This window comes from Mycetohabitans sp. B3, assembly GCF_021498065.1.
GTDB lineage: Bacteria > Pseudomonadota > Gammaproteobacteria > Burkholderiales > Burkholderiaceae > Mycetohabitans.
This window is the reverse complement of sequence record NZ_JAHLKN010000032.1, coordinates 15563-32083: the sequence shown is the minus strand read 5'-3', so window position 1 is coordinate 32083 and position 16521 is coordinate 15563. Positions and strand designations below refer to the sequence as shown.

Here is a 16521-nt window from a genome sequence, read left to right as displayed (position 1 = left end):
GATCTGCCATGACCCCGTCAGACGTTAAAGCCACGCTATCGTTCAGCGACAATTCGCCGAGTGTCGAACTGCCGATCTACAAGGGCACGATGGGCCCCGATGCGATCGACATCCGCAAGCTGTACGGCCAGACCGGCAAATTCACGTATGACCCGGGGTTCATGTCCACCGCGTCGTGCAACTCCTCGATCACTTATATCGATGGCGACAAGGGCGAGCTGCTGTACCGCGGTTACCCGATCGACGAGCTGGCGCAGAATGCGGACTTTCTCGAGACGTGTTATGCGCTGCTCAAGGGCGATCTGCCGAATCAACAGCAGAAGAAGGAATTCGTCGATACCGTGGCCAAGCATACGATGGTCCACGAGCAGATGCAGTTCTTCTTCCGGGGCTTTCGCCGCGATGCGCATCCGATGGCGATCCTGACGGCGGCGGTGGGTGCGCTGTCGGCGTTCTACCACGATTCGCTGAACATCAACGATCCGCGTCATCGTGAGGTATCGGCGATCCGGATGATTGCGAAGCTGCCGACGCTCGTCGCGATGGCCTACAAATACAGCATTGGCCAGCCGTTCGTCTATCCGCGTAACGACCTATCGTACAGCGCAAACTTCATGCGCATGATGTTCGCGAACCCGTGCGAGGAATATGTGATCAACGACGTGCTGGTGCGCGCGCTCGATCGTATCTTGATTCTGCACGCGGATCACGAGCAAAACGCATCGACGTCGACCGTACGGCTGGCCGGCTCGTCCGGCGCGAATCCGTTTGCGTGTATCGCCGCGGGGATCGCGTGTCTGTGGGGGCCGGCGCATGGCGGTGCCAACGAGGCGGCGCTGAATATGCTCGAGGAAATCGGCTCGCCGGACAAGATTCCCGAGTTCATCAAGCAGGTCAAGGACAAGAACTCCGGTGTCAAGCTGATGGGTTTTGGCCACCGCGTGTACAAGAACTACGATCCGCGCGCGAAGTTGATGCGCGAGACGTGCCACGAAGTGCTCAACGAGCTTGGCTTGCACGATGATCCGCTGTTCAAATTGGCGATGGAGCTGGAGAAGATCGCGCTCGAGGACGAGTACTTCGTGTCGCGCAAGCTGTATCCGAACGTGGACTTCTATTCCGGCATCGTGCAGCGCGCGCTCGGTATTCCGACGTCGATGTTCACGTGTATTTTCGCGATGGCTCGTACGGTAGGCTGGATCGCGCAGTGGAGCGAGATGATTTCGGAGCCGGAGCAAAAGATCGGTCGTCCGCGTCAATTGTTCATCGGCCATACGTCGCGCGAGGTGAAGCCGATCGACAAGCGGTAAGAGCGGACCGGCGTGTTGCGGCTGTCGGTATTCGGCGGCTCGTAACCGGTAGCCTGTGTGAACGGGCAGTCTGCGTGAACCGGCCGTCAAGGTTGATTAGGCCGAGGACAGAGCGGGCCAGAGGTGCTGGACAGGCGCCTCTGGCCCGTGCGCTTTTCCCGCGCCGGGATGGTTGTAGGCTGGGCCGCCGTCTGCAGCCGTCTTTGATGCGTATGCGTTGGGATTGCCGGTAATGACTGGCAGGTCGAGACCGGCAGCAGTCGAACGCCGTAGGGCTGCAGCGTGCCCTGCGTCGCAAACGCGAGATCCACACTTGGCTCGATCTGACAAGGGAGCCTCGTGACGGGGCAAACGAGCTGTGCGGCGGATCCGCATGCGGGGCGGCGGGCACATCGGCGCTGCGCCGGGACATCGCTGTCCAGCGTGCATCAGTCAAGCTGGCAGTATTTATCCAGGTATTGCGAATACCACCATAACTTTTTGTTTTTATTGGGTTTTTTTATCAAAGGGCTAGCGAATCGGCCAGTGCTGCTGGCATAATCGGTGCGTGGACCCACGCAGCATCGACCTACGCTGTCCCTTCAATACCCCGGTCCAGCACTGACCCGAGACTGAACGCCATGCCCCAGACCCTGTATGACAAATTGTGGGATTCGCACGTCGTCCATACCGAGGAAGACGGCACCACGCTGCTCTATATCGACCGGCACCTGTTGCACGAGGTGACTTCGCCACAGGCATTTGAAGGCCTGAAGCTCGCGCAGCGACCGGTGTGGCGCATCAGCGCGAACCTGGCAGTGTCGGACCACAACGTGCCGACTACCGACCGCAGCCACGGCATTGCCGATCCGGTGTCCAAGCTGCAGGTCGATACGCTGGACGCCAACTGTGACGCTTATGGCATCACGCAATTCAAGATGAACGACCAGCGGCAGGGCATCGTTCACATCATTGGGCCGGAGCAGGGCGCGACGTTGCCCGGCATGACAATCGTGTGCGGCGATTCCCACACGTCGACGCACGGCGCGTTCGGCGCGCTCGCGCACGGCATCGGCACGTCCGAGGTCGAACACGTGCTCGCCACGCAAACGTTGCTGCAGAAAAAAAGCAAGAACATGCTGATCAAAGTTGATGGCGTGTTGCCGCGTGGATGCACGGCCAAGGACATCGTGCTCGCGATCATCGGGCGCATCGGCACGGCGGGCGGCACCGGCTACGCGATTGAATTCGGTGGCTCGACGATCCGTGCGCTGTCGATGGAAGGTCGCATGACCGTGTGCAACATGGCCATCGAGGCCGGCGCGCGCGCCGGGATGGTGGCGGTCGATGACACGACAATCGACTATTTGCGCGAGCGGCCGTTCTCGCCGAAGGGCGCCGAGTTTGAGCAGGCCGCGCAGTATTGGCGCACGTTCCGCTCCGATGAAGGCGCGTACTTTGATCGCGTCGTCGAGCTGGATGCCGCGCAGATTGTGCCGCAAGTGACGTGGGGCACGTCACCGGAGATGGTCACCTCGATCGACGCACGGGTGCCGGACCCGGAGCGCGAGAACGATCCGGTCAAGCGCGATGCGATGGAGCGCGCGCTCCAGTACATGGCGTTGGAGCCCGATACACTGATCGAGGCGATTAAGCCCGACAAGATCTTCATTGGCTCTTGCACGAATGCGCGGATCGAGGATCTGCGCGCGGCCGCGCACGTGGTGCGCAAGCTCGGGCGGCGCATTGCACCGAGCATCCGGCAGGCGCTGGTCGTGCCGGGCTCCGGGCTCGTGAAGGCGCAGGCCGAGCGCGAGGGGCTCGACAAAGTATTTAAGGACGCCGGGTTCGAATGGCGCGAGCCGGGTTGCTCGATGTGCCTGGCGATGAACGCGGACCGGCTCGAGCCGGGCGAGCGCTGCGCATCGACGTCGAATCGCAATTTCGAGGGGCGCCAGGGCAACGGCGGACGCACGCACCTGGTCAGCCCGGCGATGGCAGCCGCGGCGGCCATCGAAGGTCATTTTGTCGACGTGCGTCAGCTGGCCTGACGCGACGGGGAGAGCACCAGAATGAAGCGCGTATTCATCGGGTGGTTCGCAGTGGCCGCGGCGGTGCTGGGCTGTGCCGCGATCGCCGGATGCAACACCGTGTCGGGTTTCGGGCAGGACATGCGCGAGGCCGGCGCGGCGATCAAGAAGGCCGCGGAGTAATGCGGGTCGCGCCGCAGGTCACGGGTCACGCGCAGGGCCCGCGACGGCGGGCCTGACCTGGTCCGATCAGGACTCGATCACGTTCGAGGAAGTCATGGAAAAATTTGTCGTTCACACTGGTATCGTCGCACCGCTCGATCGCGAGAATGTCGACACCGATGCCATCATTCCGAAGCAGTTCCTGAAGTCGATCAAGCGTACGGGCTTTGGTCCCAATCTGTTTGACGAGTGGCGCTACCTGGACCATGGAGAGCCGGGCCAGGATTGCTCGAAGCGGCCGCTGAACCCGGATTTCGTGTTGAATCAGCCGCGCTACCGGGGCGCCTCGATCCTGCTTGCACGCCAGAACTTCGGCTGCGGCAGCTCACGCGAGCATGCGCCGTGGGCATTGCAGCAGTATGGCTTTCGGGCGATCATCGCGCCCAGCTTTGCAGACATCTTCTTCAACAACTGCTTCAAGAACGGCTTGCTGCCGATCGTGTTGCGCGGCTCCGATGTACACCGGCTGTTCAACGATACGGCCGCACTCAACGGCTTCCAGCTGACGATCGACCTGGAACAGCAGCAGGTGCGCACCGTGGACGGTGCCCACGTGTTCGAGTTCGATATCGCACCGTTTCGCAAGTACTGTTTGCTCAACGGGTTCGACGACATCGGTCTTACGCTGCGTCATGCTGACCGGATTCGTCAGTTCGAGGCCGAGCGGCTGGCCCGTCAACCGTGGCTGAACAATCGTCTCGTTGGTTGAGGCGGCACGCGTCGCCGCACATCGCGCCTTTCGATTCAATGTCTTTGGAATGGAACGTATGAAGATTGCCGTGTTGCCGGGCGATGGGATTGGCCCGGAAATCGTTACCGAGGCGGTAAAAGTCCTGAACGCACTCGACGAGCGATTTGAGCTAGAGCAGGCACCGGTCGGCGGCGCTGGCTACGAGGCAAGCGGGCACCCGTTGCCGGACGCCACGTTGGCGCTGGCCAGGCACGCGGACGCGATCCTGTTCGGCGCGGTCGGCGATTGGAAATACGACCAGCTCGAGCGTGCGTTGCGCCCGGAGCAGGCAATTCTTGGCTTGCGCAAGCACTTGCAGTTGTTCGCAAACTTTCGTCCGGCGATTTGCTATCCGGAGCTGACCGGTGCGTCATCGCTGAAGCCGGAGATCGTGTCTGGACTGGACATCCTGATCGTGCGCGAACTGAACGGCGATATCTACTTCGGCCAGCCGCGCGGCCTGCGCGACGCGCCGGACGGCCCGTTCCACGGTAGCCGCGAGGGTTTCGACACGATGCGCTATGCGGAGCCGGAGGTGCGACGGATTGCGCACGTGGCCTTCCAGGCCGCGCAAAAGCGCGCGAAGCGGTTGACCTCGGTCGACAAAGCCAACGTGCTGGAGACATCGCAACTGTGGAAGGACGTCATAATCGACGTGGCGCGCGACTATCCGGATGTCGAACTCTCGCATATGTATGTCGACAACGCGGCGATGCAACTGGTGAAGGCGCCCAAGGCGTTCGATGTGGTTGTGACGGGCAACATGTTTGGCGATATCCTGTCCGACGAAGCCGCGATGTTGACCGGCTCGATCGGGATGCTGCCCTCCGCGTCGCTTGACGCGAACAACAAGGGCCTATATGAGCCGTCGCACGGATCGGCGCCGGATATCGTGGGCAAGGGCGTGGCCAATCCGCTCGCAACGATCCTGTCGGCTGCGATGATGTTGCGCTACTCGCTGGGGCGCGCCGAACAGGCCGGCCGGATCGAGGACGCGGTTAAGCGTGTGCTCGCGCAAGGTTATCGCACGGCGGACATCGTCACGCCGGGTTGCAAGCAAGTCGGCACGCGCGAAATGGGCGATGCGGTCATCGCGGCGCTGGCGCGCTGATACACCGCCCAGGCGATTTGTCCGAGGCGGTGCAAATCACTGAATCGGCTCGCTTTTTGAACGGGTTTGGCGCCATCGCGTCACGATTTCGTGTACACTGCGCACCATGATGCCAGCATCGTGCTCCACGAACCTAGTTGCCGCGATCATCGGTGACGAACGCGGTGTGCGTTCGCGCGAGCGGAAATTAGCGGCCGTGCGTGTTCGCGCGGCGCATCGCACGCTTATTGGCACGACGATTATTCGTACCCGCAAAACGATCAAAGCTTGATCGTGTCCAGTCGTGTCCGCCCCATCTTCCCCGCGCGGCCACACTGGGGACAGATGCGGGGAAGAATCGATCCCAAAGGTAAGTCATGAACGTAGGTTTCGTTGGTTGGCGCGGCATGGTCGGCAGTGTCCTGATGCAGCGTATGCAACAGGAGCGTGATTTCGACCTGATAGAGCCGGTCTTCTTCAGTACCAGCAATGCGGGCGGTGCGGCGCCGGCATTCGCGAACACGAACACGAAGCTCAAGGACGCGTCCGATATCGACGAACTAAAGCGCTGCGACGCGATCATCACGTGCCAGGGTGGTGACTATACGAACGACATTTATCCGAAGCTGCGCGCAGCCGGCTGGAAGGGCTACTGGATCGACGCGGCATCCGCGCTGCGGATGAAGGACGATGCGGTGATCATCCTGGATCCGGTTAATCTCGACGTGATCCGTGATTCGCTGGTGCGTGGCGGACGCGATTTTATTGGTGGGAATTGCACCGTAAGCTTGATGCTGATGGCGCTGGGCGGATTGTTCCAGCACGACCTGGTCGACTGGCTGACCGCGATGACGTATCAGGCCGCGTCCGGGGCCGGCGCACAAAACATGCGCGAGCTTTTGGCGCAGATGGGGACGCTGCATGGCGCGGTGGGGCCGCAACTGGCCGATCCCGCGTCGGCCATCCTGGACATCGACCGCCGCGTGTCGTCCGCGATGAACAGTGATGCGATGCCGACGCAGCATTTCGGCGTGCCGCTGGCCGGTTCGCTGATTCCATGGATCGACAAGGACCTGGGCAATGGCATGTCAAAGGAAGAATGGAAGGGCGGCGCCGAGACGAACAAGATCCTCGGCCGTCCAGCCGTCGGCGAGCCGGGGTCGATCCCGGTCGACGGATTGTGCGTACGCATCGGTGCGATGCGTTGCCACTCGCAGGCATTGACGATCAAGCTGAAGAAGGACGTGCCGCTTGACGAGATTGATCAGATGCTGGCGACGGCGAACGATTGGGTGAAGGTCGTGCCGAACGAGCGCGACGCGTCGATGCACGGGCTGTCGCCGGCCAACGTGACCGGCACGTTGTCGGTGCCGGTCGGCCGGTTGCGCAAGCTTGCGATGGGCGGCGAATACTTATCGGCATTCACGGTCGGCGACCAGTTGCTGTGGGGCGCTGCCGAACCGCTGCGCCGGATGTTGCGCATTTTGCTCGAGCGTTGATTCGCCAGCGAACAACGCGCGTGCCCGTGCGCGCGAAAGACAAGGGCGTTACGCGCTGCGTGGCGCCTTTTTCGTTTTAAGATTCTGCTTTTGTGATCAAAAGCCGACTGGGATCGGCGTCGGCGTGTGGCACAGGCCAACGGCGGCTCAGGTTAGCACGCATTGTGGCGCTGCAGGAGTATCAATGACTGTTCGAGCAGGAGGCGCGCGCGCGTGCGCTGTGGTGGTGGCGGCAATGGTTGCGGTGTTGCCGCCGGGCGCGGCGGCAGCCGGAACGAATACCAGCGCGGACGGCACGGGCGGCGCGTCGGTTGCCGAGAGCGCAGGCCCCAATCGTTTTGTCGTCAAGCCCGGCCAATCGCTGAACGACATAGCCAGTGCTGTGGTCCAGTCCAACGACCGGGCGATGCGTGACAGGATGGTGGCACTGCTGTTCGAGGCCAATCCCAGCGCGTTCATGGGGCGCGATCCGAACCGCTTGAAGATCGGCGCGGTGATCCGCGTACCAGACGACGCGGCGGCGACGGTGACGACCGGGGCGTCGGCGATGGCCGCGTCGGGCGCCGGCAATGCACTGCCGCCCGCGGCGTCGGGCACGGCCGCGCCGGGTGGCGCCGCGTCCTCATCTGCGGCGCGGGCGGTTTCGACACCTACCGTGGCGGCGAGCCAGGGTACGGACCACGCGTCGGCCCGCACGGGTGCCTCACTACGTCTGTCGTCGGCGATCGCGGCGGGTGCTGCTGTGCTGGCGGTCCTGTTGGTGGGGTTGCTGAGTGCACTGGTGCGACGACGGCGGCGCACGGCAGCTAACGGCGACATGGGCGGTGCACAAGGCGTTGGCCCACGCGAAGAGACTCGAGCGGGTGCGGCGCGTGCGCCGGATGATGGCTTGCCGCATCGCGTCTTGGCGATGCGGACCGGATCTGAGCCGTCTGACGGCGCGGCAGCCCATGCCGCTGACACGGCGTGCGAAAGCCCGACCAGTGACGCTGGTCAGGCCGGCCTGCTGCCTAGGGCCGTTTCCGCCGCCGGAGCGCACGACGCGTTGTCGCGCGGTGACACGGTCGAGCACGGTCCGAACGCTGCGCCGCCGTCATCGAGTGTTGTTTTAGCCGCCTCAGCAGCCGAATCGCTGACTGTCACAGCAACGCACGCTGGGGAGCGGCAAACGCCGCTAGCGCCCGACTTTCCGGCACACGCCGCTGCCGCGCTGGCATCGCTGGAGCTGTCGCTGCCGCCGCTGTCGTCCACGCCGTCGAGCGCGAACGATGCGGCAATTGCTGCCGTTGAGCGCGACGCACCGATGGCCTCGCCACCCTCCGTTGCGTCGCCGCCCGGCGTCGGTGCCGCCCCTTTCGGCGCACTGAACCTCGATTTTGATCTCAATTTGCCGCCGCTGGCCGAACAACCGTGCGTCGTGTCGACGCCGGACGAACTCGCCGCGATCGCCCGTAACAAGCTCGACCTGGCCGTCGAATACATGGAGTTGGGCGATGCGGCGGGCGCGCGCGCATTGGTCAGTGAAGTCATCGCGTCGAACGAGTCGACGACGCTGGACGAGGCGCGGAAGCTGCACGCCGTGCTTACGCCGCTTTGAGTGGGGTGGCGATGCGCATCGCGCTGGGACTTCAGTATGACGGCGCCGCATTTTGCGGCTGGCAGGCGCAGCCGCACGGCAATACGGTGCAGAACGTGCTCGAGTGTGCACTGGAGCAATTCGCGCAAGTGCCGCTGCCCACGGTTGTCGCCGGCCGTACCGACACGGGTGTGCATGCGCTCGGTCAAGTCGTGCATTTTGATACACAGCTCGACCGAGCAGAATTTTCGTGGGTTCGTGGAGTCAATGCGTTCTTGCCGCCCAGTGTCTCGGTGCAGTGGGCCAAGCCGATGCCGCCGACTTTTCATGCGCGCTTTGCGGCATTCGAGCGCACGTATTTCTATGTGCTGTATGTGCATCCCGTGCGCTCGCCGATGCTCGCGGGGCGCGCCGGGTGGGTTCATACGGCGCTGGATGTCGAGATGATGCGCGAGGCCGCCAGTTATTTGATTGGTGAGCACGATTTTTCGTCGTTTCGCTCGTCCGATTGCCAGGCGAAGACGCCCGTCAAGCACCTGTATGCGATTGATATCGTCGAGCATGGGCCGTTCGTGCATTTGCGCTTTCGCGCGAATGCGTTTCTGCACCACATGGTGCGCAACATTATGGGCTGCCTGGTGTCGGTGGGACGGCGCAGGCATCCGGCCCATTGGATGGCCGAAGTGCTAGCCGCTCGCGAGCGCAAGCACGCGGCGCCGACGTTCATGCCGGATGGCCTGTATCTGACGCAGGTGGGGTATCCTGACGACTTCGGCGTGCCGCCGCCCAATCTTGCCAGTTTGCCGTTCAGCGAGGTATGGCATCGTGACTGAGCCCGCCACCACCAGGGCCGCCGCGCCGGCCTGCCGTGCGCGGCGCACGCGCGTGAAGCTGTGTGGCCTGTCCACCGCGCAAGACGTCGATTGCGCGGTCGCACTGGGTGCCGATGCGATTGGACTGGTCTTCTATCCGCCCAGCCCGCGTTGTGTGAGCATCGAGATTGCCGCCGCGCTGGCGCGCCGAGTCCCGGCATTCATGACCGTGGTGGGGCTGTTCGTTAATGCCGACGACGCGCTGTTCGAACAGGTGCTCGACGCGGTGCCGCTTGGCATGGTGCAATTTCACGGCGACGAGACGCCGCAGCGTTGCGCTGCATTGGCGGGGCGCGCGGGCCTGCGCTGGCTGCGCGCCCTACGTGTCGGACCGGCTACCCAGCCGGCTGATTTGGTAGAATTATCGGTCAACTATGCTTGCGCGACGGGCTTGCTGCTCGATACGCTGGTCGCCGGCTATGGCGGAGGCGGAAAGGTTTTCGATTGGTCACTTATTCCAGCAGATATCGCGCGTCAGGCCGTTTTGAGTGGTGGGTTGAACGCGCAAAACGTAACTGACGCCATCCACCGGGTGCGCCCGTATGCCGTGGATGTGTCCAGTGGCATCGAAGTGCCGGGTGCAAAGGGCGTGAAGGATCATGCCCGAATGGCGGCGTTCGTCGATGCCGTGCGGGCCGCAGATGTGGCAGCGGCGGCGATGGGCGCCTGGTGAACAGTGGGCTCGCGTGATGCGCGGGCCCTGTCTGACGAGAGTGACGCAATGCACAACTTGCCTGATGAACGTGGCCACTTTGGCCCATATGGTGGCGTGTTCGTCGCCGAAACCTTGGTTCATGCGCTCGCTGAACTGCGCGACGCGTACGACCAATACCGGCAGGATCCCGAGTTCGTCAACGAATATGCGCGCGAGTTGAAGCATTTCGTCGGCCGTCCGTCGCCGATCTATCACGCACAGCGTTGGAGCGAGCTGCTCGGCGGTGCGCAGATTTACTTGAAGCGCGAGGACTTGAATCACACTGGCGCGCATAAGGTCAACAACGTGATCGGCCAGGCGTTGCTGGCGCGCCGTATGGGCAAACCGCGCGTCATCGCGGAGACGGGCGCCGGCCAGCACGGCGTGGCCACGGCGACGATCGCCGCGCGCCTTGGCATGGAATGCGTGGTGTACATGGGCGTCGAGGATGTGCGCCGGCAGGCGGCGAACGTTTACCGGATGAAGCTGCTTGGCGCGACCGTCGTGCCGGTTGACTCGGGCTCGCGCACGCTGAAGGACGCGCTGAACGAGGCGATGCGCGACTGGGTCACGAATGTCGAGAATACGTTTTACATCATCGGCACCGTGGCCGGCCCCCATCCGTATCCGATGATGGTGCGTGACTTTCAGCGCGTAATCGGCGACGAGTGCCGCGTGCAGATGCCCGAGCTGGTCGGTCGTCAGCCGGACGCGGTGATCGCGTGTGTGGGGGGCGGCTCGAATGCGATGGGCATTTTCTATCCCTACATCGACGACACGGCGGTGCAATTGATCGGCGTAGAGGCGGCCGGCGATGGACTGGGCAGCGGCCGGCACGCGGCGTCGCTGATCGGCGGCACGCCCGGCGTGCTGCATGGCAACCGCACCTATCTGTTGCAGGACGAAAACGGGCAGATCATCGATACGCATTCGGTCTCCGCGGGGCTGGACTATCCGGGTGTCGGGCCGGAACATGCGTGGCTGCACGATACCGGCCGTGCACAGTACGTCGGGATCACCGATGATGAGGCGCTGCAGGCGTTTCACGACTGCTGCCGCATCGAGGGCATCATTCCCGCGCTCGAGTCCAGCCACGCGCTTGCGTATGCAGCGAAGCTTGCACCGAGCTTGGCGCGCGACAAGCTGCTGCTGGTGAACCTGTCGGGACGTGGCGACAAGGATATGCATACGGTGGCTGAGCGCGCCGGCATTGCGGTTTGAGCGTGCCGCGCGATACGACACCGATCACGATGCACGGCGACAAACTGAGCGAACGAGCCGGACCGGACGACGATCACGGCGAGCCGGCCGACGGCGGGTGTGACTTCGCGCTGGCGCTCGATGCACTGCATCCGCGCGCCATCCCGCCGGGGATTGCGTTACGCAATCGCGATTTCGTTGCCGACGTGGGCAGCCTAGCTGACCAGTCGATCGACCTGATTCTGGCCGACCCGCCATACGGGCTGGGCAAGGACTATGGCAACGATTCGGACAAACGCAACGGCCAGGATTTCATCGCGTGGACCTGCCGCTGGCTCGAGCTGGCCATTCCGAAGCTTAAGCCGAGCGGCTCACTGTATGTATTCTGCACGTGGCAATACGCGCCGGAAATCTTCTGCTTCTTGAAGCGCCGGCTCACGATGATCAACGAGATTATCTGGGACCGGCGCGTGCCGAGCATGGGCGGCACGACGCGCCGGTTCACGTCGGTGCACGACAACATCGGCTTTTTCGCGGCGTCGAAGGACTATTACTTCGACCTAGACTCGGTGCGTATCCCGTACGATCCTGTCACGAAGAAGGCCCGCTCGCGGCGCCTTTTCGAAGGTAGCAAATGGCTCGAACTCGGCTATAACCCGAAGGACGTCTGGTCAGTGTCGCGCCTGCATCGCCAGCATGGCGAGCGCGTCGCGCATCCGACGCAAAAGCCGCTGGAGATTATCGAGCGAATGGTGCTGTCCAGCTGCCCGCCGGGCGGTTTGGTGCTCGATCCGTTCATGGGCAGTGGCACCACCGCGGTGGCTTGCGCGCGGCACCAGCGCCGCTTTGTCGGCTACGAGATCAATCCTGAATACTGCGCGCTTGCTCGCCGGCGATTGGCTGCGCTGGAGGCAGACCGCGCGATCTTAGACGAGACTTCATCCCATGTCCCGAATTGAAACGAAGTTTGCGGCGTTGACCCGCGCTCGACGCAAGGGTCTGATTCCATTCATGACCGCGGGCGATCCGGATCCGGCGCGCACCGTCGAGTTCATGCACGCGCTGGCTGCTGGTGGCGCCGACGTGATCGAGCTTGGTGTGCCGTTCTCGGACCCGATGGCCGACGGCCCCGTGATCCAGCGCTCGTCCGAGCGGGCGCTGGCGCGCGGTATCACGCTGCGGCGCGTGCTCGACGACGTGCGCGTGTTTCGCGAGCGCGACCGTGATACACCCGTGGTGCTGATGGGATACGCGAATCCGATTGAGCGGATGGGGCGCGAGGCGTTCGGCGCCGCGGCGCGTGAGGCCGGCGTCGATGGCGTGCTGGTGGTCGACTATCCGCCCGAGGAAACTGCCGAATTCGCCGACGCGATGCGTGGCTACGGCATCGATCCGATCTTCCTGCTCGCGCCGACGTCCACTGAAGAGCGCATTGCCGCGGTGGGGCGCGTGGCGAGCGGCTATGTCTATTATGTGTCGCTCAAGGGCGTGACCGGTGCGGCAAATCTCGACGTTTCCAGCATCGCAGGTAAAATGCCGACCATCAAGGCGCGGGTGCCTTTGCCGATCGGAGTCGGTTTCGGCATTCGCGATGCCGCCATGGCCCGTGCGGTCGCCGAGGTTAGCGACGCGGTCGTGATCGGTAGCCGCATTGTCCAACTGCTCGAGCAGACACCCGGGCAGGACGCTGCGCACGTACTCAAGGCGTTTGTCGCCGAGGTGCGGCACGCGCTGGACCACGCAGCCTGAACCCGGCGGTATGCCGCGACGAAACTACGCATCGAGGAGCTTTCATGAGTTGGCTGGATAAACTGCTGCCGCCGAAGATCAAGCAAACGGATCCGCGCAGCCGCAAGAGCATCCCGGAAGGACTGTGGGTCAAGTGCCCGAACTGCGAAGCGGTGCTTTACCGCAATGATGTGCAGGCCAACCTGCACGTGTGTCCGAAGTGCGATCACCACATGCGGATGGGGGCACGCGAGCGGTTGGACGTGTTGCTCGATCCGGAGGGTCGCTATGAGATCGGCCAGGAGATCGTGCCGGTCGACGCGCTGAAGTTCAAGGACAGCCGTAAATATCCGGATCGGCTCAAGGACGCGATGGACGAGACCGGCGAGACCGACGCGATGGTCGTGATGGGCGGTGCGATCCACACGTTGCCGGTAGTGGTCGCCTGCTTTGAGTTTGCGTTTATGGGCGGCTCGATGGGCTCGGTCGTTGGCGAGCGCTTCGTGCGCGGGGCGAAGAACGCGCTCGAGCAGCAGGTCCCGTTTATTTGCTTTGCCGCATCGGGCGGCGCGCGGATGCAGGAAAGCGTGCTATCGCTGATGCAGATGGCCAAGACCACAGCGATGCTCACCAAGCTCTCCGAGGCCAAGCTGCCGTTCATCTCGGTGCTGACCGACCCAACGATGGGCGGCGTGTCGGCTAGCTTCGCGTTCCTGGGCGATGTCGTGATTGCCGAGCCCCGCGCGCTGATCGGCTTCGCCGGCCCGCGTGTGATCGAGCAGACGGTGCGTGAGAAACTGCCAGAGGGCTTTCAGCGTTCGGAATTTCTGCTGCAAAAAGGTGCGATTGACATGATCGTGGATCGGCGCAAGATGCGCGAGGAAATTGCCCGGCTGATCGCGCTGTTGACGCACCAGCCGGCGGACGCGGTCGCGTGAAACGGCGGCGTTTAGCAATGGGGCTGTCATGACTGTTTTCGCCACGCTTCAGGATTGGCTCACGCATTTGGAAACCGCCCATCCGGTCGGTATCGACATGGGGCTGGCACGCATTGGGTGCGTCAAAGCGGCGCTTGGCCTGCAGTTCGACTGTCCGGTGATCACCGTGGGCGGCACCAACGGCAAGGGATCGACGTGCGCGATTCTGGAAGCGATTCTGCTGCGTGCCGGCTATCATGTCGGGTGCCACACGTCGCCCCACTTGCTCGAGTTCAACGAACGCGCGCGTGTGGATGGCCGCAATGCGACTGATGACGAACTACTGCCGCATTTTGAAGCGATCGAGGCTGCACGGTTGTCGTTGCCCGAGCCGGTGTCGTTGACTTACTTCGAGTTCACGACGCTGGCGATTATGCGCTTGTTCGCATCCCGCCAGCTCGATGCGGTGATTTTAGAGGTCGGCCTGGGCGGCCGGCTCGACGCGGTGAATATCATCGATGCCGATTGTGCGGTCATCACCAGCGTCGATCTGGACCACCAGCATTACCTTGGCGACACGCGGGAACAGATCGGCCGCGAGAAGGCGGGGATCTTCCGTCCCGGCAAGCCGGCGATCGTTGGCGATCCGCTGCCGCCGTCCAGCGTGGTCGAGCATGCCGAGTCGATCGGCGCCGACCTGTGGTTGTTCAACCGCGATTTCCACTACGAGGGTCATGCCGGCAGCGAGCGGCAGCAATGGAGCTACCGCGGCCGTACGCTCAAACGCGCGGCGCTGGCCTATCCGGCGCTGCGCGGCGCAAACCAGTTACTCAATACCGCGGCGGCGCTCGCCGCGCTCGAGGCGCTGCGCGAGCGTCTGCCAGTCAGCGCGCAGGATATTCGGCTCGGGCTGGCCAATGTCGAGCTGCCCGGGCGCTTCCAGGTGCTGCCCGGCAAACCGGCGATCGTGCTGGATGTTGCGCACAACCCTCACGCGGCCGCGGTGTTGGCACAGAATCTGGGCAACATGGGCTATTTCCCCTACACCTATGCAGTGTTCGGCGCGATGGCCGACAAGGATATCGCCGGTGTGCTCGCACGCTTGAAAGGCGAGGTCGACCATTGGTGTGTAACCGAGTTGCCCACGTCGCGTGCGGCCAGTGCGGTCGACATCGAACAGACATTGGTGGCGCTGGGTGTGTCGCGCGGCGATCCCGACGCATCCTCGGACGCGTCGATTCGGCGGTTCGCGAATCCACAGCTTGCCTATCAGGATGCACTCAGCCGGGCGGGCGAAAATGATAGAATCGTGGTCTTTGGTAGTTTCTATACGGTAGCCGGCGTGATGGCCTATCGTAAGATGCAGCATCATTGATCCGCGCGGCGCGCGAGCCGGGCAAACCGGCCTGCCGGCGCCGCCACGAGCCATATATGGGATTGTTCTCCTTCGGCAGCAAAGACAACGCGGGCCCGTCTCGGACCACCGCGGGGAGCCGTGCCGGCCGCACGAGCCGCCGCGAGCAGCGTGCCGAGCGCCGCCCCGATCCGGACGCGATGCTGCTCGATCCGACGCTGCCTGAGAAACAGCGCGCGCGTCGGCGCCTGGTCGGTGCGATCGCGCTGGTCGTGGCGGCCGTGGTCGCGCTGCCGATGATTCTCGACTCCCAACCAAAGCCCTTTACCGACGACATCGCCATCCACATTCCGGCGCGGCTCGAATCGGCGCCGGCATCGTCGCATGCGCATGGCGATGAGGTGATGCCGGCCACCGCGCCGCCGCCGCGCGGCAAGACTGCGATGGAAACCGGGCGCGCTCGAGCACAAAGCGGTGCGAATGCGTCATTTGACGCGTCGAGCCCCGGCGGTACGCCGAATGCACCAGCCGGCAATCGCTACGTGGTGCAACTGGGCGCGCTGAACAGCGATGCCGCCGCGCGGGATTGGGTGGGCCGGTTGAAGGCGCTTGGCGTGCCGGCTTATGTCGAGCGCCGGCGCCAGTCCGACGGCAGCGAGCGCATCCTATTGCGCGCCGGACCTTTCGCCGATCGTTCGGCGGCCGCTGCCGCGGTGGCGAAGGTGCGCGAGGCCGGCCTGACCTCGGGCGGCGACAGCAAGCGCACACAGTAGAGAACGGCTGACGAAGTGACAGACGCGACGTTGACCGCTTTCGACTACGCCGTGATCGTGGTCATCGGCCTGTCGGCGCTACGCGGGATGTGGCGGGGGCTGCTGGCGGAGGTATTCGGCCTGATTGGGTGGGTCGTCGCGTTGATTGTCGCCGCGGTCTATGCGCCAGCGCTGGTACGCTATGTACCGGCGAACTGGCCCGGCGGTGTGCTGACGCAGTACCTAGTCGCATTTTTCGGCTTGGCGGCAACTGTACTGGTTGTCTCTGGCGTGGTCGGTGCGCTGATCACGCGGCTTGCCGAAGCCGGCGGGCTGCGCGGTGTCGATCGCACGTTGGGCATACTATTTGGGCTGATACGAGGCGTCCTGCTGGTACTCGTATTGGTGGCGGTCGCCGGGTTGACCGAGCTGCCGCGACAGAATTTTTGGCGCAACGCGATGTTCAGGCCTTATGCCGAATACGGCGTGCGCGAACTGAAACCGTTCCTGCCGGCCGCGATTGCAGCGTACGTGCATTTCTGAGCGGCACCCGGATTCAATTTCTTTG

16 protein-coding genes are annotated in these 16521 nt (G+C 63.6%); all 16 read left to right on the top strand.

What is annotated here, in order from left to right; translation table 11 throughout:
- Positions 1–8 precede the first annotated feature (8 nt).
- The 16 genes from gltA to KQH55_RS09390 all read left to right on the top strand — a co-directional run bounded on the left by gltA (position 9) and on the right by KQH55_RS09390 (position 16496).
- Complete coding sequence (gltA, locus tag KQH55_RS09465) at positions 9–1310, top strand: citrate synthase (protein ID WP_076795777.1); 1302 nt, start codon at positions 9–11, stop codon at positions 1308–1310.
- Positions 1311–1930: 620 nt separating this feature from the next.
- Positions 1931–3340, top strand: coding sequence for a 3-isopropylmalate dehydratase large subunit (gene leuC / locus KQH55_RS09460; protein WP_235090680.1), 1410 nt, complete (start codon positions 1931–1933; stop codon positions 3338–3340).
- Between the two features lie 21 nt (positions 3341–3361).
- Entirely contained in the window at positions 3362–3502 is a 141-nt protein-coding gene (locus tag KQH55_RS09455; RefSeq protein WP_083703694.1) for an entericidin A/B family lipoprotein, read from the top strand.
- Between the two features lie 94 nt (positions 3503–3596).
- Entirely contained in the window at positions 3597–4250 is a 654-nt protein-coding gene (leuD, locus tag KQH55_RS09450; RefSeq protein WP_235090679.1) for a 3-isopropylmalate dehydratase small subunit, read from the top strand.
- Positions 4251–4308: 58 nt separating this feature from the next.
- Complete coding sequence (gene leuB, locus KQH55_RS09445; protein WP_235090678.1) at positions 4309–5382, top strand: 3-isopropylmalate dehydrogenase; 1074 nt, start codon at positions 4309–4311, stop codon at positions 5380–5382.
- A 356-nt stretch (positions 5383–5738) separates the two neighbouring features.
- Positions 5739–6860, top strand: a complete 1122-nt coding sequence (asd, locus tag KQH55_RS09440) for an aspartate-semialdehyde dehydrogenase (RefSeq protein WP_235090677.1) — start codon at positions 5739–5741, stop codon at positions 6858–6860.
- A gap of 184 nt (positions 6861–7044) precedes the next feature.
- Positions 7045–8457 (top strand): FimV/HubP family polar landmark protein, encoded by a 1413-nt coding sequence (locus KQH55_RS09435; protein ID WP_235090676.1) that lies wholly within the window; start codon positions 7045–7047, stop codon positions 8455–8457.
- Between the two features lie 11 nt (positions 8458–8468).
- Positions 8469–9269, top strand: a complete 801-nt coding sequence (gene truA, locus KQH55_RS09430) for a tRNA pseudouridine(38-40) synthase TruA (RefSeq protein WP_235090675.1) — start codon at positions 8469–8471, stop codon at positions 9267–9269.
- Positions 9262–9981, top strand: coding sequence for a phosphoribosylanthranilate isomerase (locus KQH55_RS09425; protein ID WP_139337383.1), 720 nt, complete (start codon positions 9262–9264; stop codon positions 9979–9981). The genes truA and KQH55_RS09425 overlap by 8 nt, the downstream gene beginning before the upstream one ends.
- Before the next feature lie 48 nt (positions 9982–10029).
- Positions 10030–11223 (top strand): tryptophan synthase subunit beta, encoded by a 1194-nt coding sequence (trpB, locus tag KQH55_RS09420; protein WP_235090674.1) that lies wholly within the window; start codon positions 10030–10032, stop codon positions 11221–11223.
- A 29-nt stretch (positions 11224–11252) separates the two neighbouring features.
- The gene (locus tag KQH55_RS09415) at positions 11253–12161 is read left to right on the top strand and encodes a site-specific DNA-methyltransferase (RefSeq protein ID WP_286137283.1); all 909 of its coding nucleotides are present in this window, start codon (positions 11253–11255) and stop codon (positions 12159–12161) included.
- Positions 12148–12951, top strand: a complete 804-nt coding sequence (gene trpA / locus KQH55_RS09410; RefSeq protein ID WP_235090673.1) for a tryptophan synthase subunit alpha — start codon at positions 12148–12150, stop codon at positions 12949–12951. Before KQH55_RS09415 ends, trpA begins: the two co-directional genes overlap by 14 nt.
- Positions 12952–12995: 44 nt before the next feature.
- The gene (accD, locus tag KQH55_RS09405) at positions 12996–13868 is read left to right on the top strand and encodes an acetyl-CoA carboxylase, carboxyltransferase subunit beta (protein WP_076786520.1); all 873 of its coding nucleotides are present in this window, start codon (positions 12996–12998) and stop codon (positions 13866–13868) included.
- Positions 13869–13896: 28 nt separating this feature from the next.
- Complete coding sequence (gene folC, locus KQH55_RS09400) at positions 13897–15222, top strand: bifunctional tetrahydrofolate synthase/dihydrofolate synthase (RefSeq protein ID WP_076786522.1); 1326 nt, start codon at positions 13897–13899, stop codon at positions 15220–15222.
- A 56-nt stretch (positions 15223–15278) separates the two neighbouring features.
- Positions 15279–15974 (top strand): SPOR domain-containing protein, encoded by a 696-nt coding sequence (locus tag KQH55_RS09395; protein WP_076797235.1) that lies wholly within the window; start codon positions 15279–15281, stop codon positions 15972–15974.
- A gap of 15 nt (positions 15975–15989) precedes the next feature.
- The gene (locus KQH55_RS09390; RefSeq protein ID WP_083703693.1) at positions 15990–16496 is read left to right on the top strand and encodes a CvpA family protein; all 507 of its coding nucleotides are present in this window, start codon (positions 15990–15992) and stop codon (positions 16494–16496) included.
- Positions 16497–16521 lie beyond the last annotated feature (25 nt).

Excerpts from the sequence above, each read along its gene's own strand:
- KQH55_RS09435 (WP_235090676.1), top strand. The coding sequence starts at position 7,045 with ATGACTGTTCGAGCAGGAGGCGCGCGCGCGTGCGCTGTGGTGGTGGCG.
- accD (WP_076786520.1), top strand. The coding sequence starts at position 12,996 with ATGAGTTGGCTGGATAAACTGCTGCCGCCGAAGATCAAGCAAACGGAT.
- leuB (WP_235090678.1), top strand. The coding sequence starts at position 4,309 with ATGAAGATTGCCGTGTTGCCGGGCGATGGGATTGGCCCGGAAATCGTT.
- leuD (WP_235090679.1), top strand. The coding sequence starts at position 3,597 with ATGGAAAAATTTGTCGTTCACACTGGTATCGTCGCACCGCTCGATCGC.
- KQH55_RS09415 (WP_286137283.1), top strand. The coding sequence starts at position 11,253 with ATGCACGGCGACAAACTGAGCGAACGAGCCGGACCGGACGACGATCAC.
- asd (WP_235090677.1), top strand. The coding sequence starts at position 5,739 with ATGAACGTAGGTTTCGTTGGTTGGCGCGGCATGGTCGGCAGTGTCCTG.
- KQH55_RS09395 (WP_076797235.1), top strand. The coding sequence starts at position 15,279 with ATGGGATTGTTCTCCTTCGGCAGCAAAGACAACGCGGGCCCGTCTCGG.
- gltA (WP_076795777.1), top strand. The coding sequence starts at position 9 with ATGACCCCGTCAGACGTTAAAGCCACGCTATCGTTCAGCGACAATTCG.
- trpB (WP_235090674.1), top strand. The coding sequence starts at position 10,030 with ATGCACAACTTGCCTGATGAACGTGGCCACTTTGGCCCATATGGTGGC.
- leuC (WP_235090680.1), top strand. The coding sequence starts at position 1,931 with ATGCCCCAGACCCTGTATGACAAATTGTGGGATTCGCACGTCGTCCAT.
- truA (WP_235090675.1), top strand. The coding sequence starts at position 8,469 with ATGCGCATCGCGCTGGGACTTCAGTATGACGGCGCCGCATTTTGCGGC.
- trpA (WP_235090673.1), top strand. The coding sequence starts at position 12,148 with ATGTCCCGAATTGAAACGAAGTTTGCGGCGTTGACCCGCGCTCGACGC.
- folC (WP_076786522.1), top strand. The coding sequence starts at position 13,897 with ATGACTGTTTTCGCCACGCTTCAGGATTGGCTCACGCATTTGGAAACC.
- KQH55_RS09455 (WP_083703694.1), top strand. The coding sequence starts at position 3,362 with ATGAAGCGCGTATTCATCGGGTGGTTCGCAGTGGCCGCGGCGGTGCTG.